Annotated in this window: 17 protein-coding genes, 2 pseudogenes and 1 riboswitch; of the genes and pseudogenes, 3 read left to right on the top strand and 16 right to left on the bottom strand. The window is 44.0% G+C overall.

Annotated features, from left to right (window positions below):
- Positions 1-115 precede the first annotated feature (115 nt).
- Complete coding sequence (locus tag QUE24_RS01545) at positions 116-1,816, bottom strand: methyl-accepting chemotaxis protein (protein ID WP_286304936.1); 1,701 nt, start codon at positions 1,814-1,816, stop codon at positions 116-118.
- Positions 1,817-2,081: 265 nt separating this feature from the next.
- Between QUE24_RS01545 and QUE24_RS01550 the strand changes: the two genes are divergently transcribed.
- Both QUE24_RS01550 and QUE24_RS15990 read left to right on the top strand, forming a co-directional pair.
- On the top strand, positions 2,082-4,103 hold the full coding sequence (locus QUE24_RS01550; RefSeq protein WP_286304937.1) for an LTA synthase family protein: 2,022 nt from the start codon (positions 2,082-2,084) through the stop codon (positions 4,101-4,103).
- 114 nt (positions 4,104-4,217) lie between these two features.
- Positions 4,218-4,655 (top strand): YMGG-like glycine zipper-containing protein, encoded by a 438-nt coding sequence (locus tag QUE24_RS15990; protein WP_491562458.1) that lies wholly within the window; start codon positions 4,218-4,220, stop codon positions 4,653-4,655.
- Here QUE24_RS15990 and QUE24_RS01560 read toward each other — a convergent pair.
- From QUE24_RS01560 to QUE24_RS01600, 9 genes and pseudogenes are all read right to left on the bottom strand, one after another.
- Positions 4,596-5,468 (bottom strand): annotated as a pseudogene (locus QUE24_RS01560) (allophanate hydrolase-related protein); the annotation flags it as partial. The gene QUE24_RS15990 and the pseudogene QUE24_RS01560 sit on opposite strands and share 60 nt — an antisense overlap.
- Before the next feature lie 5 nt (positions 5,469-5,473).
- Positions 5,474-6,322 (bottom strand): amidase family protein, encoded by an 849-nt coding sequence (locus QUE24_RS01565; protein ID WP_286304939.1) that lies wholly within the window; start codon positions 6,320-6,322, stop codon positions 5,474-5,476.
- Complete coding sequence (gene uca, locus QUE24_RS01570) at positions 6,322-9,912, bottom strand: urea carboxylase (RefSeq protein WP_286304940.1); 3,591 nt, start codon at positions 9,910-9,912, stop codon at positions 6,322-6,324. Before uca ends, QUE24_RS01565 begins: the two co-directional genes overlap by 1 nt.
- Before the next feature lie 73 nt (positions 9,913-9,985).
- Positions 9,986-10,624: an urea amidolyase associated protein UAAP2 gene (locus QUE24_RS01575; protein ID WP_286304941.1), complete on the bottom strand. Its 639-nt coding sequence runs from the start codon at positions 10,622-10,624 to the stop codon at positions 9,986-9,988.
- An 18-nt stretch (positions 10,625-10,642) separates the two neighbouring features.
- A complete protein-coding gene (locus tag QUE24_RS01580) occupies positions 10,643-11,380 on the bottom strand; it encodes an urea amidolyase associated protein UAAP1 (RefSeq protein WP_286304942.1) in 738 nt (245 codons plus the stop codon).
- A complete protein-coding gene (locus QUE24_RS01585) occupies positions 11,377-12,156 on the bottom strand; it encodes an ABC transporter ATP-binding protein (RefSeq protein ID WP_286304943.1) in 780 nt (259 codons plus the stop codon). The genes QUE24_RS01580 and QUE24_RS01585 overlap by 4 nt, the downstream gene beginning before the upstream one ends.
- Entirely contained in the window at positions 12,153-12,977 is an 825-nt protein-coding gene (locus QUE24_RS01590) for an ABC transporter permease (RefSeq protein ID WP_286304944.1), read from the bottom strand. Before QUE24_RS01590 ends, QUE24_RS01585 begins: the two co-directional genes overlap by 4 nt.
- Before the next feature lie 23 nt (positions 12,978-13,000).
- Entirely contained in the window at positions 13,001-14,068 is a 1,068-nt protein-coding gene (locus tag QUE24_RS01595) for a putative urea ABC transporter substrate-binding protein (protein WP_286304945.1), read from the bottom strand.
- A gap of 57 nt (positions 14,069-14,125) precedes the next feature.
- Positions 14,126-14,224: riboswitch (guanidine-I (ykkC/yxkD leader) on the bottom strand.
- 208 nt (positions 14,225-14,432) lie between these two features.
- On the bottom strand, positions 14,433-16,025 hold the full coding sequence (locus QUE24_RS01600) for a methyl-accepting chemotaxis protein (RefSeq protein WP_286304946.1): 1,593 nt from the start codon (positions 16,023-16,025) through the stop codon (positions 14,433-14,435).
- Positions 16,026-16,233: 208 nt separating this feature from the next.
- Here QUE24_RS01600 and rimO point away from each other — a divergent pair.
- Positions 16,234-17,544, top strand: a pseudogene (gene rimO / locus QUE24_RS01605) (30S ribosomal protein S12 methylthiotransferase RimO).
- On the opposite strand, the gene QUE24_RS01610 reads toward rimO, so the two are convergent.
- The 6 genes from QUE24_RS01610 to QUE24_RS01635 all read right to left on the bottom strand — a co-directional run bounded on the left by QUE24_RS01610 (position 17,541) and on the right by QUE24_RS01635 (position 25,651).
- Positions 17,541-18,305, bottom strand: a complete 765-nt coding sequence (locus QUE24_RS01610; RefSeq protein WP_286304947.1) for a TIGR01458 family HAD-type hydrolase — start codon at positions 18,303-18,305, stop codon at positions 17,541-17,543. The pseudogene rimO and the gene QUE24_RS01610 sit on opposite strands and share 4 nt — an antisense overlap.
- Positions 18,306-18,386: 81 nt before the next feature.
- Complete coding sequence (locus QUE24_RS01615; protein WP_286304948.1) at positions 18,387-19,712, bottom strand: DASH family cryptochrome; 1,326 nt, start codon at positions 19,710-19,712, stop codon at positions 18,387-18,389.
- 85 nt (positions 19,713-19,797) lie between these two features.
- Complete coding sequence (locus QUE24_RS01620) at positions 19,798-21,753, bottom strand: alpha-amylase family glycosyl hydrolase (RefSeq protein WP_286304949.1); 1,956 nt, start codon at positions 21,751-21,753, stop codon at positions 19,798-19,800.
- Positions 21,754-21,786: 33 nt separating this feature from the next.
- A complete protein-coding gene (locus QUE24_RS01625; RefSeq protein ID WP_286304950.1) occupies positions 21,787-22,650 on the bottom strand; it encodes a carbohydrate kinase family protein in 864 nt (287 codons plus the stop codon).
- A complete protein-coding gene (locus QUE24_RS01630; RefSeq protein ID WP_286304951.1) occupies positions 22,647-23,501 on the bottom strand; it encodes an HAD-IIB family hydrolase in 855 nt (284 codons plus the stop codon). The genes QUE24_RS01625 and QUE24_RS01630 overlap by 4 nt, the downstream gene beginning before the upstream one ends.
- Positions 23,498-25,651, bottom strand: coding sequence for an HAD family hydrolase (locus QUE24_RS01635; protein WP_286304952.1), 2,154 nt, complete (start codon positions 25,649-25,651; stop codon positions 23,498-23,500). Before QUE24_RS01635 ends, QUE24_RS01630 begins: the two co-directional genes overlap by 4 nt.
- Positions 25,652-25,734 lie beyond the last annotated feature (83 nt).

A 25,734-nucleotide genomic window follows, 5' to 3' on the forward strand; every position in this document is an offset into this window, starting at 1 on the left:
AAGATAAAACATCGCTACCGACTATGAGTACTTAAACGAATAGAAGATAGAAACACGTTAGCGAAACAGTCACTCCAATCAGAGATAAGCCAGACTCATCTATCTGATCATCAGCTTAAGACACTTTAAATTGTCTCACCATATTAGTGAGTCTTTCACTTAGCTGAGCAATTTCCTGACTAGCTTGTGATACCTGCTCTGAACCTTCGGCCGTATTTTCTGATACCTGTTGAATGTTGAGAACATTGTTATTAATTTCATTCACAACATGACTTTGTTGCTCGGCGGCCGTGGCGATCAGTGTATTCATCTCAGTTATCGAACTGACAGAATTTGTTATTTCCTTCAGTGAGTTAGTTGCATTCACAGCCTTAGCGACTAAGCCCTCAATACTGGTCTTATTCAACTCCATTGAGCTCACAGCATTATCCGAACCTTGTTGGAGAGTGAGAATCAGATCTTCAATTTCTTTTGTTGAGTCCTGGGTTTTTTGGGCTAATGAGCGCACTTCATCAGCCACAACAGCAAACCCCCGTCCCTGATCACCGGCCCGGGCTGCTTCGATGGCCGCATTTAACGCCAGTAAATTGGTTTGTTCAGCAATATTTTTGATTACATCCAGTACAGTCCCAATGTTTTCACTATCAGACTTTAATGTTCTGATGACCGATGTAGATGAGTTAATTTCGTCCGCAAGATTGTTAATCGAAGCGACGATTTCTTCGACAACTTGTCTTCCAGACTCTGAGTCTTTATCGCCTTTGATTGCGGCCGCTGAGGCTTTTTCAGCACTATTCGCCACTTCCTGAACGGTCGCTGTCATTTGTGTAATCGCTGATGCGACATGCGTTGTTTCATTTTTCTGTTGTGCAATATTCTGATTAGTTGAACGACTGACTACCGACGTTTCTTCGGCTGCTGTCGATAATTGTTCAGAAGCGTCAGTGATGCCCATGACCAGTTTTTGTAATTTTTCGACAAAGCTATTGAAGGCATTGCCCATCGCACCGACTTCATCTTTACTGGCAAAATTCATGCGTTTTGTTAAATCATTATCCTGAGCCATCGTCGTCAGCACGCTCATGACACCTTTAATGGGGGTAACGATATTGCTGATAATAATTTTGGAAATGAAGATACCAACAACCAAAGATACCACCGCCATCGCAATCAGGCTGAGTAAACTCGAACTTTGCAGATCCTTGACATTAGTGACCGAACGATTGGTAATGTTATCAATACTGGCTTGCATGGCTTGTAAGCTTTCAAACAGCTTCGCTTCAATAGCCACTAACTGAGCTTGTTCGTCTTTTGAGAGATAACCACCACCTGACATACTGCCACCGCGCTTGATGATTTGAATCGCACTATCGACATACTTCTGGTAATTGGCTTGCTGTTCAACAACTTTAGCCGTATTTTCTTCCAAACTCGCCACATCAGCCTGAAGATCAGCATCTAACGCTTTGTCTTTGGATGCATTAAGAATGGCCACAATATCCTGCATAGCCTGATTAGTTTGCAGCGTGATAGCTTCGATCTTGGCAAAATGCTCTTTGATAACTTTTCTTCTGGCACCAGATTTGGCATCAATCATTAGTGTTTGTAGTTCAGAGGCCTTCTTTAGCTGGAGCTGGCGGGCTTCAGCCACATTCTTCTCAAGCGGTAACGACATTTGATAGATGACAGAAAATTCGCTTGAAATGTCATTCATTTTAAAAATAGCAAAGGCTGAAATCAGCAGCTGCGTTAGCCCAAGAATAACCACCACACTGAAAATCTTTTTCCCAATAGGAAGATTCTTAATAAACTGCATTTCAACCTCATGTATCTACAAATCGTCTGAATTTAGCCTGATATGAAAATTTCATAGCATTACCAGGAATTATATCGGCCTGATTTCCAAATAATGAAGCACTTTTAGCTCATCGTGTCTTAGTTTCTGCCTAATGAGCAATATCACTCATCATGTATCTGTCTTAAGCATCTGTTAATAAGAACAATTCAGACTGACGTCCTACTTTATATGACTAATCCACTCTCAAGTGAGGCTGGAGCAATCAATAACGCTCGGATGTTCCATGTCAAAATATAAAAACAACTTATTCTTTGATCTTTATTTTATTTTTAGTTCGGCATTCATTTTAATGCTGTTACAGACGCTACTAAGAGGCGTTCTCTTATGGCGAAACAATGATCTGACAGCCAGCATTCCCAGTCATGATCTTATTCATGCTTTTCTTACCGGGCTTCGCTTTGATTTGATTGTCACTGTTTATGCGCTGCTGCCATTAATAATTGGCTTACTGTTTAGAAAAGGTTTAAGCAACCGTAAAGCCTATACAGTCTGGCTTACCTTCGTTTCCAGCGTGATGATCTTTCTCGCTATCGTTGAGCTCGACTTTTATCATGAGTTTCATACACGGCTGAACAGCCTGGTTTTTGAATATATGAAGGAAGATCCGGCAACAGTATTAAGCATGATTTGGTATGGGTTTCCTGTCGTCACTTACCTCATCATTATCGGTCTAATGATCACGGCATTATTTTGTATCTTTACTGTAAACAGCCGGATTAACCAAGCCAAGTCCACTGATAAAACTCGATACAGCCTCAGAATGACGGCATTTCTCGTCGTATTGTTAATATCAGTCGTGGCCGCACGAGGCACATTACGTCAGGGACCACCACTGCGTTGGGGTGATGCCTTCCAGAGTAATTATCTTTTTGCCAATCATTTGGGCTTAAACGGGGTTTATACATTAGCTAAAGCCGTTATCGGTACCAAAAAAGGTGATAATAAATGGCTCAAGAAAATGCCATTAGCTGATGCCGACAGTACTGTCGAGGAAATGATTCTAACGCCATCTGATCAACTTATAGACCCCGAGTACTCACCAGTATTACGTAGTTATCATGCACGTGTGGGTTTAACCCAAAAACCATTAAATGTTGTGTTCATTCTGATGGAAAGCTTCAGCGGTGAATATGTCGGTGCTTTAGGTCATGATGAAGGCATCACACCAGAATTCGACAAACTCGCCAAACAAGGCCTGTTATTCAATCGCTTTTTCTCAAACGGCACACACACTCACCAAGGTATGTTTACTTCATTAGCGTGCTTTCCTAACTTGCCTCACTATGAGTATTTAATGCAACAGCCTGAAGGCAGTAACCATTTTTCCGGTTTGATACAAATGACAGCCGACAGGGGTTATCAAAGTATGTACATCTATAACGGTGACTTTGCCTGGGATAATCAAAAAGGCTTTTTTGGTGCCCAGGGTATGCAGCATTTTATTGGCAGACATGATTTTGTGAATCCTGTTTTCTCAGATCCTACCTGGGGCGTATCTGATCAGGATATGTTCGACCGGGCTACCGAAGAGTTACAAAAAATGCCTAAAGACAAGCCATTTTTTGCCTTTTTACAGACTTTATCCAATCATACCCCATATGCCTTACCTACCCAGCTGCCTATTGCAAAAGTGACAGGTCACGGTGAGTTGAATGAACATTTAACGGCAATGCGATATGCCGACTGGGCATTAGGTCAGTTTTTCAAAAAAGTAGCCAAATCAAATTATTTCGATAACACACTCTTTGTTTTAGTGGGTGATCATGGTTTTAGCACGCCCAATCAAGTCACTGATATTGATATGCTTAAATTTCATGTGCCGCTGTTAGTGATTGGTCCAGATGTTGTCAGAAAATATGGTCACACTAACTCAACGGTCGGCGCTCAAGTCGATATTGCACCGACAGTCGCGGGTTTAATGGGTGGAGATACCACTTATAACTGCTGGGGCCGTGATTTATTAAATATTAATGACGCCGGATTTGCTGTCATTAAACCATCAGGCTCAGATCCAACCACAGCTATCATTGATGATAATAAAGTGCTGGTTAAATCAACAGACAACAATGCAACGTTATATAACTATGAGTTATTACCAAAAGCTTCTGCAAACACGCTTCATGACGCTGTTGACACAGAGAAACTGGAGCATCGTTTAGATGCCTATATTGTATCTGCCACATCGACTTTATTACGAGGTAAAGCCGGTATAAAAACACCAGATAACCGCGTTGCTGTAAATTGATCAGCCTAGCGAATAATTGCCATCCTTTTTATATTTAGTTATGTTGTGCACTAGTTATTTGTAAAGAGGATGAATAACAATATGAAAATAAAATTCCTGATCATTCCATTGTTGATGACAGCATTTGCTGCTCATGCTGATAGCTCCACAGTCGATGCAGCAGTAGGTGGTGGCATCGGTGGTGCTATAGGCGCTGCTGTGGGTAATGAGGTGGGTGGTCGCGAAGGCGCAATGATTGGTGGTGCTGTAGGTGCAGCCACTGGTGTCGCCGTTAACACTGATGAAGAAGGTCACAGCGAACATCATGACAAACGTCATCATGAAAACCATCAGGGGCATTTCTGCCCGCCTGGCCAAGCAAAAAAGGCAACTGTTAGTTATCTGAAAAAGCCGTCATCAATGACGGCTTTTTTATATCGCTTATTTATTCAGCAAATACTTACGCCAAGATCTGAAAGATGTAATGTCGGTCGCCTGCTCAAGGCCATAAGACTCACAGATAAACCCTGTAACCCAGCGTCCATCTTTTACTTCAAGCTTGCCCAAACCTAATGGGGCTGCAATGCCTGCCAGAAAAGAGCCTAACGTTGCTGTGGGTAAAGACCAAAGTTCCATTTCAATCTCTGACCCGCTTTCATCACGAACTAATCCAGGTCTTTTGGGCGGACCACCCGCTAAGGCATAAAGCTTATAGGTGTTAGCTGTTACCGTTTTCTCTAAAAATACGCCGCCCCGCTCTGTCAATTGATAATTGAGTGGTTGTCCTTGTAAATGCGCTCCACACACAGCGACAGTGATACGATCACCACAGCTTGAGATAGCCGCTGATGAATCTGGGCAGGCAACATCCATCGCACCTAAAGGCAATCGTAATGTCTGCTGCATCAAATTGGCATAACTTAATAATCGGGCATCACTAAAAGCACGTGAAAATAAGGTCACACCAAACGGTAAACCCGATGAAATAAATCCTGTCGGTACCGCTATCGCACTGCAATCGAGCAGGTTCATAAAGTTAGTGTAATGCCCCAGATTACTATTAAGTTTTATCGGGTCAGCCTGTACCTGTTCAATGGTATAGGTGGTGCCAGCTGTTGGCGTCAGAATAAAATCATAGCTTTGCAACACGTCTCTTACCTGCTGTCGGCAAGCCTGTAACTTATATTCCGCTTTAAATAAGTCATCTGCTCGGGCATCTTCCTGTGTCGCCAGAATATCCTGAATGACTTGCAGCATAGCTTGTCTGTTGACGCCTTCTGTTGCCACACGACGCTCCGCCACCCAAGGGCCTTCATAAAGCAGTCTGGCCGCAGTAAAGAATGGTTCGAAATCGATAAAGTGTTTCTCACCACCCAGGCTTTCCAGATGTTTTACCGCTTGTTCAAACTGCTCAGCATATTCTGCATCACCAAAAAATTCAGCTGATCAGGTTTTGGCACAGCAAAACTAAACGTACTCTCGGCTAACTGACCGTAGTTACCTTTATTGGTATCCAGATTGGGTCTGGCAAACGCATCATTGGCATCAAACTCAGCGGCGACATTAAATACGGTATTGGCATCATCCGTCGTCAAGCTGAAAATAGATACACAATCCAAGCTACGACAGGCTGGCACGACACCATCGGTACTCAATAAACCACGAGTTGGTTTTAAACCAATCAGATTATTAAAGGCGGCTGGCACACGTCCTGACCCAGCTGTATCTGTACCTAGTGAAAAGCTGACTAATCCTAATGCCACAGCCACTGCTGAGCCTGAACTTGAGCCACCAGAAATATAGTCTTTATCAAAACTGTTATGGCATGGTCCCCATTTTTCAGGCGAACGCACGCCCACAAGCCCGGTAGCAAACTGGTCAAGATTGGTTTTACCTAGCGGAATCGCTCCGGCATCAATCAATTGCTGTACAACAAAGGCTGATTTATCGGGCGTGTAAGTATAAGCCTCACAGCCCGCCGTGACAGGGAACCCAGCCAACTCAATATTATCTTTGATGGCAAAGGGAATCCCAAATAACGGTTTTTCTTCAATACTGCTGTTTTCCAAAGCATCCAGATAAGGCTGAAGTTGTTCCATACTGAATAACTCGATCCAGATATTGTGATCAAGGTATTGCTGACAACGCTCTAAGGCATTCTCAATAACTTGTTTTGGCGATAAATCACCAGTTTGATACGCCTGCTGCAATGCCGCAATGGTCATATTTTGTTGTGACATTATTCAACCTCCAACACTAATAAACGGTCACCCATACCTACTTGTGATCCTGCTTTTCTGGAAAGTGAAGTCACTTTACCTGCCTGCGGTGCTGTCACCAGAATTTCCATTTTCATCGCTTCTAAAATCATCAAGGTGTCGCCTTCTTTCACGTCTTGCCCCTCTTCCACTTCGATTTTCCAGATACTGCAATTCAATGGGCTATCCACTGATATCGCATTGTCTGCCAGAGGCAATAAAGCTTCATTCACTTCGGCTTGTTGATCACCACTATCAAAATGCAATAAACCATCACGTTTCCAACGTTCTAATTCTTCATTAAAGGCTTTCTGACGCATGCTGGTGAACGTATCAATTTCAGCTTGATGTTGTTCAATAAAGGCGTTGTAGTCTTTTAAATTGAAGCGTGTTTCTTCAATCTTGAGTTCATAGTTACCATGAATAAAGTCACGACGAATCTGCATTAACTCATCATGGCTGACTTCATAAAACTGAATTTGATCAAAGAAACGTAATAACCAGGGCTTGGTAAATTCTTTGGTTGTTTCGTAACGATTCCACATTTGCAGAGTACGTCCGATAAACTGATAACCACCCGGCCCTTCCATGCCATACACACAAAGATACGAGCCACCAATTCCCACTGAGTTTTCTGCGGTCCAGGTTCTGGCTGGATTGTATTTTGTCGTTACCAGACGGTGTCTTGGATCCATTGGCGTCGCCACCGGCGCACCGAGATACACATCACCCAGTCCCATCACTAGATAACTGGCATCAAACACGATCTTCTTCACATCATCTACTGAGTCAAGACCATTGATACGGCGAATAAACTCAATGTTGTCAGGACACCACGGTGCATTTTCTCTGACTGATTGCATATATTTTTCGCTGGCTAAACGACAAGCTTCGTCATCCCAGGAAATCGGGATATGCACAATACGCGTGGGTAAATCTAAGTCATCCACATGCTGGATATCTTTCTCTGCCTGTTTTAATACAGTCATTAAGTCATCAAGCGATAACACCATACTGTCATAGTGCACCTGCAGCGAACGGATACCTGGCGTCAGCTCTAAAATGCCCGTCACCGCCTGTTCCTGTAACCACAACATTAAGGCATGTACTTTAAACCGCAGATTGATATCTAAGGTTTGCTCACCAAATTCGACTAAGAGATAGTGATCCCCTGCCAGTCTGTAGGTGATATCCATCCCTGATGAAGCATCTTTGCTAATGGCATGAACAGGCGTATCTATAACGGCAGGCTCTACGGATACTGATTGTTGACTTAAACCATCAATCGCCTGATTTTGTGCACGCTCTAAGGCATTGGCTGTTTCAATCGATACAGGTATAAAGCGAACGGTATCTCCTGCTTTTAACTGGCCCACTTTCCATAAATCAGCGGTAATTACGGTTGCCGGACAAACAAAACCACCCAAAGAGGGTCCATCTGGCCCAAGAATAATCGGCATATCCCCAGTAAAGTCGATAGACCCAACAGCGTAGGCATTATCGTGAATATTAGAAGGATGCAGACCAGCTTCGCCGCCATCGGTTCTTGCCCATTCTGGTCTTGGCCCAATCAAACGCACGCCGGTACGACTGGAGTTGTAATGAATTTTCCAGTCTGTGGAAAAGAACATCTCGATATCATTATCAGTGAAAAAGTCGGGTGCACCATGTGGCCCGTACACCACATGAATATCCCAATGATGCTCAATTTCAGGCTGTAAAGCAGCTGCCATCACCGCATTATCAGAGACTTGCTGTTCAGGCAGAATATGTAATACATCCCCTGTTTTTAAGGTACGTCCCACATGTCCACCAAACTGACCTAAAGTGAACGTAGAACGTGAACCTAAATATTCCGGACATTGAATACCACCAGCCACTGATAGATACGCTCTGGCGCCCGTGCCTTTTACCTGACCTAATTTCAGCTTATCACCGGCTTGTACTGAAATAACTTGCCATGGTGATTGCGCTTCACCATTTAACTCAATACTCAGTTCAGCGCCAGTCACCACAATACTGGTCGCTACGTTAAAGCTTAGTTCAGGCCCAGACAAAGTGATTTCCAGACCCGCACAGGACTCATCATTACCTAATAAACGATTACCTAAACGGAATGACAGACTGTCAAATGGCCCAGACGGCGGTACACCGATATCCCAATAACCAACACGTGCAGGATAATCCTGAATCGTTGTCATAGTGCCTGGTGACAGGACATTGATCGTCGAAGGCTGATAGACAAAACTATCTAAATAACGCGTGGTGACCGCCGCGTTTAAGAATGCATCATCTTGTAAAATCTGACCGACATAATCGGCATTGGTCTCAATACCGTAAACCTGTAACTCATCCAGGGCTGCCAGTAGTTTTGTATGAGCTGACTCACGGTTATCAGCATGGCTGATAATTTTGGCTAACATCGGGTCATAAAAAGGAGAGACTTCGATACCGGCTTTCACCCAATAATCAACACGAATGGCCTCACTCTTTGGCCAGATGACTTCTGTCAGTAAACCTGAAGACGGCTGAAACTGTTTATGCGGATCTTCAGCATACAATCTCACCTGAATCGCATGGCCTTTAGGTTGAGGTGCTGTAGCAGGTAATTGAGACTCTTTCGCACCGACCTCGACCATCCAGCGAACCAGATCGACGCCGTAGACTTCTTCCGTGACCCCATGCTCAACTTGCAACCGGGTGTTTACTTCCAGGAAGTAAAACTGTTGATTATCGGCGTCGTAGACAAATTCCACGGTACCGGCACTGCGATAATGAATGGCAGACATCAGTCTGACGGCGACTTCCTGCATCTCAGCACGCACATCATCAGGAATATTAGGTGCTGGCGCTTCTTCAATGACTTTCTGATTACGGCGTTGGCTGGAACAATCTCTATCACCTAAGGCGAGAACATGCCCTTCCCCGTCACCAATCACCTGCACTTCGATATGACGGGCACGAGTAATAAATTTCTCAAGAAATACCCCATCATTGGAAAAGTTATTAGCACTGAGGTTTTTAACTGAGTTAAACGCCTGACGTAATGAAGCTTCATCATCACAACGGTTCATACCGATACCACCGCCACCAGCAGTAGATTTGAGCATGACGGGATAGCCGACATCATTGGCTTGGGTTACGGCATCTTCTAAAGAGGTTAATAAGCCTGTGCCTGGTAATAAAGGCACATCGTTCTCTTCTGCCAATGCCCGGGCACTGTGCTTCAGGCCAAACGACTCCATCTGTTCTGCAGTGGGGCCGAGAAAAACAATATTGTTTTGTTCACATAAACGAGCGAATCCGGGGTTTTCACTCAGAAAACCATAACCGGGGTGAATCGCTTCAGCACCAGACTGTTTGGCAATCTCAATAATGCGTTGTTGATTAAGATAAGTCTCACTGGCACGGCCTTCGCCAAGTGAGTAGCTTTCATCTGCAGCACTGACATGCAATGAGTCTCGATCAGCTTCGGCATATATAGCGACTGCCTGAACATTCATCTCATGCAAAGTGCGAGTAATCCGTGTCGCGATGGCACCACGGTTAGCAATTAGAACTTTCTTAAACATGATGGGTATTCCTAATCTGGGTCGTCCCAGCAAATAATGCGTTGTTTCAGGTCGTCCCGAAACATAATCCGTCTTAGCTCCAGATAACCACTTCTACAGGGGTTGGGTTATAAGCGTTACAAGGGTTGTTCAACTGTGGACAGTTAGATATCAGCACAATCACATCCATCTTCGCTGTCATTTCTACATATTTACCGGCTTCGGAAATACCATCAGCAAAGGTCAGTTGACCGTCTTCTGTTACAGGAACATTCATGAAGAAATTAATGTTATGAGTGATATCACGTTTGCTGACACCAAAATGTTCATTTTCAGCGACCGCCAGCATCCAGCTATCACGGCAGGCATGCATGGTCTTTTTCTCCAGTGAATAACGCACGGTGTTAGATTCTGTGGCACAGGCACCGCCCAGCGTGTCATGTCGGCCACAGGTGTCTGCTGTAATTTCTAACATAGGATTGCCAAGATTTGACAACAGGGTTGTTCCTGCAGTGAGATAAACATTACCTTGTTCACGTAACGTATCAATTGCACTGTATCTTTCACTGGGATCAGCCGCACTGTAAAACAGGGTATCAGCGGCCTGATTACCATGTGAATCAACAATTCGCAGCGTTTCGCCGGCTTTGAGCTCATGCATCCAATAATCGCCTGCTAACACTTCTTCACGATAGCTGGCTTTTTCAGGGTTTAAATTACTTTCTTTAATCACAACAATATTCTTCCCTAATTAATGATGATGACCGCATTGATGGTAGATACGGTTATTCTCAAAACCACGCTGATTCTCTGCACAGTGATTCACGCATTCGTCATCTTCAGTCACCGGTGCAGATTCTCTTAACTGATAGATAACGGGATGTTTGGGGTAGGTTTCAGCGGTATTCATCGGGTGTGGGCAGGTATGGAAGATAACCAGCGTATCCATCTCAAAACGTAAATCGATGAAGTCACCGGCTTTACTATTGTTTTCAACAAACTGCATATTGCCATCAGCATCGGTTTTGACCTGACTGAACAAATTCAGATTGGCCGCCATATCACGACGGTTCATGCCGTATTTGGCTAACTCCACCAAAAATGCATGTTCGCCACTTAAGGTCCAGTCATTGCCCGCTTCCTGATAACTTCTATCAGCCCAACGGTTTTTCATTTTCTCAGTGGAAAGGTTTCCGCCTACAGTATCGTGCCAACCAACGCTGTCATCGATGATAGAGCAAAATACATGTCCCATATCTGAGTACAAACAATGGCCTTTCGTCAGCTTGAATGTATGTTGACATTTCAAGGTGTCTGGCGCGTTGTAACGCTCCAGCTTATTCATCGGGTTGTAGAAGAGCATACCGACATTCGCACCGCCCTCTTTATCAATCAGACGCAGTGTTGTGCCCTTTCTGACTAACATTGACCAATGCGTGCCACCAGGCAATGTATCCTCATAAATCAGATCGTTTTGTTTCTCGCTCATACTGTTTCCTGCTTTTGTTTCATTGTGTTTGAGATGTCATCCAAAGTGGATTTCCTTGTGTCACCGACGGGAATATCAAAAGTAATGGATGCCCCGTATCGATTTGGGTTATCTGGGTCTTGACGGTATTTATCGAACACCAATAAGCGAGTGCCCAAATAAAACCCTTCGGTTAAATCATGGGTAATCATGAAAATGGTGATACCAGTTTTTTGCCAGATATCTAAAATCAAGGCATGCATGTCTGAACGAATACCAGGGTCAAGCGCCCCAAATGGCTCATCCAGCAATAACACTTTGGGTTGTTTGATTAAGGCCTGGGCAATCGCTAAGCGTTGCTGCATACCGCCAGATAAAGAAGTGGGATATTGATTGGCGACATGACCAAGCCCGACAAGTTCTAACATTTCCTGAGCTTGGGCACGGACCTGTCGACGCTTGCTGCCAAAACATCTACCCAATAATTTTGATTGACCAAATTCCACACCCAACATGACATTTTCAATTACATTCAAGTGTGGAAAAACAGAGTAACGCTGGAAGACGATGCCACGGTTAGCATCGGGCTCATCACGAATGGGATCACCATCCAGTAATAGTTCTCCCCGAGAGGGTTTCTCTGTGCCCAGCAGCATTTTCAGAAAGGTGGTTTTACCACAGCCTGAAGCGCCCACCAGCGTTATAAACTCCCCTGCTTTCACTGTCAGGTTGATATTTTCGAGCACGACATTATCGCCGTACTCTTTCCATAACTTTTTCAGTTCAATATTGTTCATTTAGCCCCTCCCTCAGTTTGTTGCCAGGGGAAGGCATATAAAGACAAACGACGTAACAGATAGTCAGTCAGAAAGGCTAATAAGGTAATCCACAACACATAAGGCAAAATGACATCCATCGCCAGATAACGTCTGACCAAAAAGATACGATAGCCAAGTCCTTCTGTAGCCGAGATAGCTTCTGCGGCAATGAGAAACAGCCAAGCCGCACCCAGACTCAAACGCACGGCATCAATCAACTTTGGTAAGACCTGAGGCAGCACTACCCGCACAATCAATTGCCAGGTTGAGGCGCCTAGGGTTTGTGCCTTGATGATGAGTTCTTCAGGTAAGGCCATGACACGTAGCTGCACATCACGAATCAGAAAAGGCGTGATACCCAGTACGATTAAAGTAATTTTAGCGACTTCACCTAAACCAAAGATAATAAACAGGATAGGTAGAATGGCTAATGGCGGTACCAGTGATATAACGGTGACAACCGGTGCAAAACTGGCACGAAGTAAAGGGATAATGCCAATTAAAATGCCAACGACCAGACTGATAAGTGCACTGATGCCCACACCAATCCCCAGCCGTTGCAAACTTGCCAGCGTATCAGCCCACAGAAGATAATCACCGGTACGCTTACTCGGCTCAAACGCCATGGTGTGAATCGCATGACCGAATGCTTCAAATGAAGGCATTAGTTTATCGTTTGGATTCACCGCCAGGCGTTCATTCGATGCGACCAGATAAACCAGTAAAATCAGGATGAAAGGTAAAGCACCTAATAACCATTTACCGGCTTTACTGGGCTGCTGATTGATAAGTCGTTTCATAATGATTCTCGGACTGATGACGGTTACAGAGAACCGTCAGCTGCCATGGACATGAAAGACGAATCAAAACGCAGTTTTACATTAGCCGAATTACCAACCACGGTGCCATCTGGGTAAGCGATACCAATAAAACCAGCATCCATCGCACCTTCACCTAACAGCCCATGTTCAAATGAAAACTCACTGACATATTTCATGGTTTCAGGTAATTGCTTGCTTTCAGCAAAAGCGACTGCCTCTTTTGCTTCATAAAACATATTGGTCGCCGCCAGCTGTGCTTTATATCCTTCCAGATCTGTACCCGATGCTTTTGCCATAAAACTTAAGGCATCAGTATCTTCAGCCGCCATACGCGCCATGATTTCATACCAAGCGCCGGTTAATGCTTTACCGAAAGCGGGGTTATCTTTCAGCGTTTCTGTATTGACCAGCAACATATCAATGATTTCGCCAGGAATTTGCGAGGAATCAAACACTTTACTGGTATTTGGCATAGATGCCACTTCAGATAATAGCGGGTTCCAGGTAACGGTTGACGTCACATCATCCGCGTTAAACACACCGACTAAGTCAGCATCTGATGTGTTCACGACTCTGACGTCACGCTCACTCAGACCAATGGTATCCAGTGCACGTGCTAATAAATAATGTGAAACAGAGAGCTCAACGAGATTAACATTTTGACCTTCAATGTCTTTTAAGCTTTTATCATTGCCTTTAAGAACAATGCCATCATTACCGTTAGAAAAGTCACCCAGGATTAACGCTGTAGAATCAACACCGCCCGCAGCAGGAATAGTCAGGGCATCCATATTCGTCATAGTGCAGCCATCAAACTGACCTGCAGTGTATTGGTTGATGGATTCTACGTAGTCATTGATTTGTACCACGTCAATTTCAATGCCGTATTTATCGGCCCATTTTTTGACGATACCGGCATTTGCCGCATAGTCCCATGGCATCCAGCCTGCATAAATTGTCCAGGCAATACTGAATTTATCTTTTTGTTCAGCATTCGCTGAAAAGGGAACAATCAGAAGAGAAAAAGAAAGCAGCAAGAAGCTGATAATACGAAGATTGGAGAACTTCATGAAGTTACCTCACAGTTAAGTTAGAAACACGGTGCAAGAGATGTTTTACAAAAAACAATCTCCCGGGCTTTTATCCCTCCGTGTAACCTTCACTGTGAAGGTCGGTTACTCTCGGTCCAGACATCATCATTGATCGGAACCCTAGAAACCTTATTTCGTCGACAGTAGTTGGTAAACCACCTCAGCACTTAGCACTGATAACGCAGATACCATGCCAGTTTTATGACTATCAGAATAATTAATGTGTGATCATCAACTTAGCTATTTATGCTAAATCTATCTTGACCTCTCAAGTTGCACCATAATGGCACACCCATGATTTCATGCTCACCGTAATGGTGCAATCAAGACTCACCTGAACTTTTTAGCGAGATGAAAACCGGGTAATCATATTCAGTAGATTTTGTGACTCCTGAGCCAGATTTTCAGCATGCACATTCACCTTGTTGGCATTATTCACCACCATTTCAGCATCTGAACTGATTCTGACCACATTCTGATTAATGTCTTCACTCACCGCGCTCTGCTCTTCAACCGCAGTCGCAATCAAGGTGTTGAGTTCATTAAGTTTCTCCACACTTTCTTTAATAGAGCTCACAGAGTCAATAGAACCCTGAATATCCTGACGGCTTGAGGAGGCAGTATCTTTAGTCGTTTCCATACCCTTCACCACTTTGACGACAGAGCCATCCAGTTTTGAAATCAGGTTCGAAATTTCTTGGGTCGATTCCTGGGTTCGGGTCGCCAATGAACGTACCTCATCAGCAACAACAGCAAAGCCTCTACCATGGTCACCGGCTCTGGCGGCCTCAATCGCGGCGTTTAACGCCAGCAGATTCGTTTGTTCAGCAATGTTACTAATCACATCTACAATAGGATTAATTGCACTGGAGTCAGATTCCAGTGTTTTAATATAGTCACTGATAGTATCAAAGGCTTTATCTAGGCTGGTTAAGCCTTTTACTGCTGTTTCAGATTTAGCCATACTTTGTTGCGTTAACTCATCAACATGATTCGCAGACTGGGAAGCCAAGCTAGCATTGCGTGCCACCTCTTGAATCGTGGAAGACATTTCTGTCATAGCGGTCGCCACCTGCTCAGTTTGTGAGGCCTGAGAATTAATTGATTCCATAATGGACTGTTGAGACTGATAGGTATCGCCAGCCGACTTATCAATATTCCCAGCCGAATCTTTCATTCTGACTAATATAGTATTCAATCTGGCATGAAGTAGTTTATTGACCAGAACAAGTTGAGCCACCTCATCATCCGCACCAGTGTAGACCATGCCCATTAATGGGTTATTAACCTCATCATTGGCTTCTTTAATCGCTCTATCGAGTGATGCAAAAATCCAGTTCTTGAGCAGAAGATACGTCGCCAGTCCACCCAACACAGCGATAAGCACTGGCATGTAATAGGGCAATTGCTGAATGACACTGACTTGATTCAGTACACTGGCGACAAAGGCACTCAGCACTACTGATAAGGTCGTTTTACTTTTTAAAGAAAGTCGGGTGAAGATATTACCGAGTTTAGGTTTTTTACCTTCGTTGATTTGTTTATAAAGCTGTTCTGCCCGCTTCACTTCCTGTTTTTTGGGCTTACTACGAACGGACTCATAACCTATCACTTTATCGCCATCAAAAATCGGCGTGACATAAGCATCCACCCAGTAATAATCGCCCGTCTTTGTGCGGTTTTTAACCATGCCCATCCAGTGTTTACCCGATTTTACAGTAGACCAGAGATCAGCAAACGCGGCTGGAGGCATATCAGGATGACGGATGACGTTATGATTCACATGCATTAATTCATCTGTCTCAAACCCACTGACATATTTAAATTCGCTATTAAAGCTGGTTATGATGCCTTTGAGATCGGTTGTAGAAATCAATGGGTTGTCGAAGGTAATTTCTTTATCCGTTACCGGCAGATTTTTTTCATTGTACTTCACCCTGATGAAAGTGAATGGTAAATACGTATTGCATTTACTGTTATCGGCAGCTCACGGTTCTAACTTAAATGTTAACAACAAATTAATGCATAAGCTTTTTAGTTCGCAAGGTATTGTTGTTTTTAGACCGTAAAAATATTTAATAGGACACAAGCCATATCAACAAGTTTTATTTAAAATATAGGCTTTATGATAATTGGTAAGTCATATGAAAGCACCTCAAGTTGGTATTGTCAGTCTTGGTTGTCCAAAAGCCCTCGTTGATAGTGAACGTATCATTACCAAGTTACGTTCAGAGGGTTATAACATTACCCCAAGTTATGATGATGCTGACTTAGTGGTGGTAAATACATGTGGTTTTATAGATTCGGCTGTTGAATAATCTCTCGGTAGTATTGGTGAAGCCATCGCTAAAAATGGCAAAGTCATTGTAACAGGTTGTCTTGGCAGCCGTGATAACACCATTCGCAAACAACACCCTCAAGTTCTGGAAATTACCGGGGCTCACGCGCTCGAAGAAGTCGTCAGTGCCGTCCACAAACACTTGCCTCCACAACATGATCCTTTCCTTAGCCTGGTTCCACCAGAAGGCATCAAACTCACACCCCGCCATTACGCTTATCTAAAAATATCTGAAGGCTGTAATCACCGTTGTACCTTCTGCATTATCCCTTCTATGCGTGGGGATCTGGTCAGTCGTCCAATTCATCATGTGATGACTGAAGCAAAACGACTCGTTGATGCGGGCGTTAAAGAGCTTCTCGTTATATCTCAAGATACCAGTGCCTATGGTGTGGACGTGAAATATGAAGCACACGACTGGAACGGTAGTGAACGTGCAACACGTTTTTACGACCTTGCCGAAGCCCTGGGTGAGCTGGGAATTTGGGTAAGAATGCATTATATCTACCCCTATCCGCATGTCGATGACGTTGTGCCTTTAATGGCGGAAGGAAAAATTCTGCCTTATCTGGATATCCCATTTCAGCATGCCAGCCCACGTATTCTCAAGCTGATGAAACGACCAGCTTCTTCACAAAATAACTTGGAACGTATTCGTGCCTGGCGAGCAGTTTGTCCCGATATCACCTTACGCAGCACATTTATCGTTGGTTTTCCTGGCGAAACCGAAGAAGAATTCCAAGAATTGCTCGATTTTCTTACTGAGGCACAACTTGATCGTGTGGGCGCTTTTGCCTACTCCCCGGTAGAGGGTGCCACAGCCAATGACTTACCAGATCAAATTCCTGAAGCGGTTAAACAAGAACGTCTTGACCGCTTTATGGTGCACCAAGCAGAAATCAGTGCAGCGAGATTACAATTGAAAGTGGGACGCAAAGGGCGTGTCATCATTGATGAAGTTGTTGAAGAAGGCGCGGTGGGCCGTAGTGAAGCAGATGCGCCTGAAATTGATGGTCAGGTATTCATTGATGGCGCCACTCATCTTAAGGTTGGAGATATCGTCGACGTCGAATTTGAAGAAGCCGATGAATATGATCTTTGGGCGAAACTCATCTAAAAATCCAAATCAAATGCCTGATTGACTGCCTCCACTACCGAGTCAGCAATCATGGCGTTGGCGGCGCTAGCCTCAGCTTCGTCTTCCGGTAGAAACTTACCTGTACGCACCAGACACGCTTGAAGCCCGGCATCAACAGCACCAATCACATCTGAGGCCACATCATCACCTATCATCAGAACATCAGTGGCGGCCATGCCTAATGATGTGAGAGCCTCATGAAAAAAACTGGATGCCGGTTTGCCAATAATCTGAGCTTCCACATGGCTGGCGTATTCCAGAGCTTGAATGAATGGCCCTGCATCTAGTTGCAATTGACCTTCACTTTTAAAAAATCGGTTGCGTCCAATCCCCAGTAGCGGTGCGCCATTCATAATTAATGAAAAGGCTTTGTTTAGATTGTCATAACTAAATAAATACGCTGCATCAGTGACAATCACCGCATTAGGTTGAGACTGTTCTAAGTCACTGAACTCTGGTGTTAAGTCGGGATGAATAAGACAAAATGGTCGATACCCCTTCGTCTGGCACAGGCGCTTAATAGCTAGGGGCGCTGTAAAGACTTCATCAGACTTGATATCAAATCCCATCTGTTTGAGTTCGTTCAAGACTGACTGGCAGGTAGCACGTGAGGTATTGGTCACAAAACGCATCGGAATGCTCTGACGCCTCAGTCGCTTAATGAGATCAACCGCGCCACTGATAGGCTGATTGTCTGTATGTAATACCCCACTGATATCAAACAAAATTGCTTTAGTCATAACAATGGCCTCCACTGTATGAGAGCAATGATTTGAGTATGCAATGCTTTTTAGCGGATCTCAATACTCAGACACGATCACTTATTCATCTTTATTTGGCATGATGGGCCAGTCTGCAGCATCAACTGAATCGAGTGGGTACTGATTCGCCTCGCCATGCCATTGTCGAATGAAGTGATGCTCAGGATCGTAGGTCGCCGTTTGTTTTTCCAGATTAAAATGACGTCCCCCACGCGGATCAGCGCCTACTCCAGCAATATATTGCCAATTGCCCCAGTTAGAGGCGACATCATAATCAACTAACTGTTGCTCAAAATAGGCCGCACCAAACCGCCAGTCCAGTTGTAGTTCATTGACCAAACAGCTGGCGACAATCTGACGACCGCGATTAGACATATACCCTGTTTGATTGAGTTGTTTCATGCAGGCATTAACGATGGGATAAGGGGTATTACCATGACACCATTTCTGATAACGCTCAGGATAAAAACAACACGATACGCGTTGTTTATTTATGCCTTCCGGTCTAAACAGTTTGTGCTGATAACGCTGTGCATACCACTGGAAATATTCACGCCATAACAGCTCATAATAAATCCAATAGGTAGATTCATTGGCGACATTGTCTTTTTCATAACGCTGTAATCTGTCTATCAGCTTGCGAGGTGATAATGCACCACTGGCCAGCCAGGCAGACATTTTCGTGGAATTATCCCATCCATCTAATTCATTTCGAACCGTTTTATAGTGTTGAGGTAACTCAGAGGAAAAGTAGTCGTCTAAATGCTGAAGCGCTGCTTTTTCTCCACCATTGAAACCTTTATGTGAATCCAGCACATTCTCTGCTGTTCGTTTCAACCCTGTCACGGTATCAACAGGGGGTGCTAATTGCTGGGGCATCGCTACCGGTTTATCAATAGCAATGGTTTCACAAGCTTGTTTGAATTCTGTAAATGTCGTCGGCAAATGGTTTAAGCCAAAAGGCAACTGTTCAGGCCGAAATAAGGTATGAGTCCAGATAGAATGAAACGCGATGCGTGGGAAATCAGCTCGAAGGTGATGCCACTGTCTTGTTTCAAATACCCCAACATGATGACTACGATAGACGACATCAATCTCATGATTTTTTATCAAAACAGAGATGGCTGAGACCGGATCGGTTGTCATCACAATCAACCGTTGCTCCCTGTTTTTGAGCTCTTTAGCTAAGTCATGCAAACATTGTTCGATAAATTGTCGGCGTATTAAGCCCATGGGCTTTGCATTAAGCCCCGTTTGTTTGAACCAGGCTGAGTCAAAACAAAATAAACAGATCAGTTGTTCACAGTTCAAACTGGCTTCAAGAAGTGCCGTGTTGTCATGAACACGAAGATCATGATTAAACCAATACAAACCTGTTTTATACATGTCTTCTCCTAGAAACAGTTTCCATTCTGAAACTAGAGGGTTGAATGTCGATATTATGTGAAGTTAGTAGAACAAAAATGGACAATCAGCTTTCTTGCAACCAATAAAAACTAAAGGCCGGTATGACTAAGGCATTTTTGAATAAATCTGGACGCTGACCACTGAATAAGTCATAAAGTTGGCCATTTTGCGGATTTCCCCAGCTACCCAATTCGCTTAAATTTAAATGCTGAGGCTTATCGTTGAAGTTGGCAACCACCAGAACACGTTGATGTTGCTGCTGAATGCAATAACGCTCGAAGACAAATAGATGCTCATTACCTACATCAATGAGTTCACGATTATTGAAATCGGCGAACACATCAATTTCTTTACGTACTGAGATCATCCGTTTTAAGGCGGTAAATATTTCATATTGAGGATGGCCAGGCTGATTACGTAAATCTGCTTTATTCCAGTCAATAACAGGCCGATGTACCCAGCGTGAATCCCCTTTCTTGTATGGATCCTCAAGGTAAGAAACATCGTTAGTGGTACCCACTTCATCACCGTAATATAGAAGAGGAATCCCACCAAAGGACATAATCAAACTGTGCAAGAGTAAGATGATTTTGATTGAATCTTCGATTGCCTCAGGATCGCCAATTTCCAAGGCGTATTCCAAGCCGACCAGAGAGGCTAAAGAACCAGAAATACGAGCATCACCTGTTTTTTCATTTTCACCAAACGGCAAACCTCTGGCGTGAGAATGGTCAAAACGCCCCATGTAATAATCAATCAGAAACTTCCGATGTTGTGCTGGTTGGTATCCAACCAGTTCAATATCACGATCATCAAAGCCCAAACCGATATCATCATGGCAGCGGATATAATTCAGCCAGGTTGCTCGCTCTAATTTCACAGGCAAGCTCTTGATGCCTTGATTGAGTAGCTTGGTATTTTTTGTGGCTACGGCATCCCACATCAAAGCCATATAAGTGGCGTTGTAGGCGATTTCACACTCTTTAGCAATTACCGCATCTTCACCAAAGTACTTGGTGACTTCAACCGGTGCGACAATCGCTTCAGCAATATATAAAACGCCAGGCGCGACCACTTGGCAGCAATCTTTCAGCAATTGCAAAATCAAGTGAGCTTCACGTTCATTTTGGCAGGTACTGCCAATTTTCTTCCATAAAAAAGCAACCGCATCCAAACGCAGAATATCGGCTCCCTGATTGGCCCAAAACAGGATCACATCAAGCATTTCGATAAAAACAGTAGGATTAGAATAGTTGAGATCCCACTGATAACTATTAAACACCGTCATGACCCAACGCTGCATATCCTCATCCCAGGTAAAATTGCCGGGTGACGTTTCTGGAAACACTTCAGGCATGCTCTGCTCGAACATATCTGGGACATTACGATTTTCAAACGTGTAGTAATAATCCTGAAACTTAGGATCACCCTCACGTGCTTTTTGCGCCCACTCATGCTCATCGGAAGTATGATTCAGCACCACATCCATGGTCAGTAAGATATCTCTGTCATGCATGCTGCGTGCGAGTTGATTCAAGTCTTGCAGACTACCGGCACGCTCATCTATTTTTCGAAAGTCGCTCACGGCATAGCCACCATCACTGCTACCTTTTGGGCACTGCATGATTGGCATGATGTGTACTAAATTGACGCCAAGATCCTGAAAGTAATTCAGATGGTCTTTCATGCCTTGCAGGTTGCCAGCAAAGCCCTGACTGTATAACGCCATACCTACCCAGTTCTGACTGAGAAACCAGTTATGGTCTGCTTCACGCTCAATATCTTTCTGACGAAGATCTTCTGGACGGCGAATATACTGCCACGCCATTGTTTCAACCAGTTTCTGAGACCGCTCCTTGAAGTCATCTCGATGACCGTATAAGCGCTCAAATAAGGAGTGTATAGCATAAAAATTTGCGCCCAACCGTGTGTAGAAATAGCGTAAATCCTGCTTTGAAATGCCCGCTTCAATTTCATTGAGGATATCGTTTAACAATGTATGGGCTTGCTGTTCGTACATGCTTAACCTTGTTTGAATTATTCTGAATAAGCGTTATTTGTAAAAATCTGGATTTTTACTGATGGCACCGCGTTGCGTCACCACCCGACAAGCGAAAGCTTGTGCTTTTTCTAATGTCGTTTCAATTGACCAGTCCGCTAAAAGACCGTGAATATACATGGCAGTAAATGCATCGCCAGCACCGACGGTATCGATAACCTGTTCATGTTGAGTAGGTGCGACTTCATGAAACTCACCCTCTGTATCTCTCACGATAGCGCCTTTTTCTCCACGTGTCACAATCAACTGATCAAGGTGAAAGTGCGTATGCATTCGTGTCATGTCCTGATACAAATCAGCAGATTGAAAACCGAGCTCATATAACTCACTCTCGTTGAGTTTTACCCAGCGAGCCTGCTCCAGCCAATGATAGACCACCACTTTCTGCCACCAGGGAGACCGTAAATTCACATCAACAAAAATATCCAGTGATGGGTTTTCCGTCAGTTTTTCCAATGTTTTATACGAGGTCTCATGTCGAGCGACTAATGTGCCATGGTAAAAAAATCCGGATAAAACCTGACTGGCTGACTCACCTAACTCAATAAAGTCCCAGGCACTATCTTCAGCAAATGTGTAGCTTGGCTCATCATCTTTTATGGTGATATCAACGCGCCCTGTCTGGTGCTGGTCGTCAATTTGTATAGCTTGCGTATTCATGCCCCAGCTATCCATCTCCGATAAGATGGTTTTGCCTAAGTCATCATTACCTACCCGGCTGATAAAAACAGGAGAATCACCTAAGGCGTGCAGATGCCAGGCCACATTAAAGGGAGCACCACCAAGAACATTTTCTCCGGTAGGAAAACAATCAAATAAGGCTTCACCAAAAAGCGTTAGATTTGATGATGAAGTCATGATGATGCCTCTTTATTGGTTTGCATAACAAAATGCGGTGCAAAGTGTGCCACGCCCTGTAATACGCCCGCAGCATAATTACCTTCATTATCTCGATGACTTTTCGCCAGGAATAAGGCTTCAGCATGACCATTATGTTTGGATAACTCTACTGCAGTCTGTTTTATTTCCGCGCTGGCGTTATCGACCAGAACCGAGGGGATTTGACTGGTTAGAACAGGCAGGTCATTACCACTATCACCAGCAAAAATCACTTCATCCAGCTGATAGGCTAGTTTGCGTTGTAAAAACTCAATGGCATGGAGCTTAGTTGCATGCTCAGGTAAGACATCCAACAGGCCGATATTTTTAGGTTCATCGACGCTCCAGAGAATACTGGCAGCGACATTAGCATCTTTCAAAAAGGCTTCAACACGGGCAATAATTGTATCTTTATCTAAATACAGTGGCAGGTAGTAACTCAGTTTATGGGTGTTTTGCTTGCTGCTTTCCTGTAAACGCAATTCTTTAATGGATCGTAAAATGTGTTTCAGCTGAGCATGGGTTTTGCCATTCCAGTCTTTATCAATCTCAGCTTCCCAGTCCGCCATTTGTTGCCAACTGCCTTTACCTATCTGGTATATCTTGGTACCAACATCGGTAATCGCAAAATCAGGAACGGGTAAGGCATAGTTTTTAATCGCCCGTTTCACCAGTGATACATGACGACCTGTGACATATGCTAGCTTGACCTCATCACGTTCACAAAAGTCGGAAAACTGTTTACGTGCATCAGCTGGCTCTGGCTGAAAGCCATTAGGAATGATGGTTCTATCCATATCCGTGCAGAGTAAAACTTTAGCTTGGCTCATGATGATGCTTTCTTCGTTTTGACATGATCAAAGAACTGGTAATGTTCGAGTGATTCCAAAATGCCTGCAGCAAATGGTTTGTCTGCGAAATAAATACGGTCAGTATCAATCAATTGTGATAACTCCTCATTATGTCTGTTTGCCACTACCGCAGCGAGCGTGTTGCCTCGCATCATATCTTCATCCGCTCCGGAACCGCCGGCAACAAAAATATGTTCAAGTGGTATTTGCCAATGGTCGGCAACATAGCGCAGAGCCATCCCCTTTGATGCTCTAATCGGTAATATGTCTAAATATTGTCCAAAAGCTAGCTGAACATGAACCGATTGTTCCTCCTGATGTAACAGTCGTTTTATATCTTCAACATCTACCTGTTCAGGATCGATGTAATAACTCAGTTTAAATCGACTCTGTTCTGACTTTGGCTGCTTTTCTAATCCAGGATACCCATCGAGCAACAGTCGTACTTTATGGGGCGTCCAGTGATAATCAATATGTTGAGCCCAGGACGTATCTGGCGTTAGCTTAGGTGCATAGTAGATCTCGGTGCCAGAACTGGTGATTAAAATATCAGGTTCAGGAATCTGATGTTTTTTCATCATTCTAAGGGCAACGTCCAAACGCCGGCCAGTCGCAATGGCAAATTTTGTGGTCTTGCGGTTTTCCCGAATCAGGTTAATCAATTTATGTAACGACACATCGTCGCCGATAAGGTTCAAATCCAAATCGGTGAAAATAGCCTGTTCAGCATAGACATGACTGGTTCGCTCAAGCGGCTTACGTTGAAGTAACTCAGCACGTTGAGCAAGTGGTGTCACCAAATCGATATAACGTTTAGCGTGTGCTTGCCATGAATAACACTTCGCTACCCCTTCCAGACCTTTGCTTGAATAGTCATCCCACACATCATTGTCTGTTAATAATTTCAATAGTGCGTCTGTGATAGTCGATGATTCGAGTGGATCAATTAAAATCCCATTATGACAGTTACCAATAATATCTCTTGGCCCACCATCTTCCGTCGCCACAATTGGTACGCCCGAGGCTGCGGCCTCGATCAGAGTCAGACCAAAAGGCTCTGTCAGCGCCGGGTTTACAAACACCCCACCTGATGCCGCAGCAATACGATACATCAGAGGGACTTGCTCACGCTTGTGGTGCTTAGGCATGACCACTTTGCCATATAAATCGTATCGATCAATGGCCACAAAAAGCTCATGAAACACTTCCTGAGCCCCTGCTTCCAGATCATCAATATCATCACGGTTACCAGCAATAATCACTAAGTTTGCCAGTTGTTGCAGCCTTTCTGACTCACCATACGCTTCAATCAGCACGGTGATATTTTTGCGTTTATCAGGGCGGGATAAGGCCAGAATAATCGGTTTATGCGGGTCTGTGAGTTGGTGCGTCAGCTTTTTAAACAACTCACTTTCCAGTTCATTTCCTTCTGGCGGCTTGAACTGTTTAATGTTGGTACCAGGAGGAATGACACGCATTTGATCAGGCTGATAATGATCATAAATTTCGTATTGTTCTTCGATTTCCTGATGGGTACTGGTAATGACACGTTCGGCGGTGGCTAAAGTAATTTCTTCTGCCTCTATACGCCGAGTCATATTGTAAAGTGACTCAATTTGTTCAGTAGTTAAACCACTGGCCAATAACCTTCTTCGTTTAACCCGTCCTAAAGAATGGCCTGTATGGACAAGTGGAATGCCTAGCAGATTAGCCACATGAGATCCCACCAGGCCCGCGTCAGCATAATGGCTATGAATCAGATCAGGAACATGATCTTGTTGTCTGAAAAAATCCGCCAGGTTGTCTGCAAACCCGTCCAGATGGTCCCATAAATGTTCTTTATAGATGTATTCATCAGGACCGGCTTCTATACGTACGATCCTGAATTTATCATTTACCTTCTCAATGGGTTCGGCATATTCAGCATCAACATGGCTGTCTATCACACGGCGTGTAACCAGATCTACCTGACAGACATTGGGAAGTTCAGACAGTGCTTGAGCGAGTTCCAGAACATAGAGAGTTTGTCCTCCTGTATCGGCATCTCTGCCCAGTTCAAGATTATCAGCCCGTATGAGCCCATGCACACTAATTAGTGCGATATAAATCTGCTCAACCCCGTCAGCCATAAAACCTGCTTCTCCCTTTGTTGTGTATGTAAATGCAGATATCGTCTTACCATTGATACTATAGCATCACACTGTGTCAATAA

This window comes from Methylophaga marina, from assembly GCF_030296755.1.
Lineage (GTDB): Bacteria > Pseudomonadota > Gammaproteobacteria > Nitrosococcales > Methylophagaceae > Methylophaga > Methylophaga marina.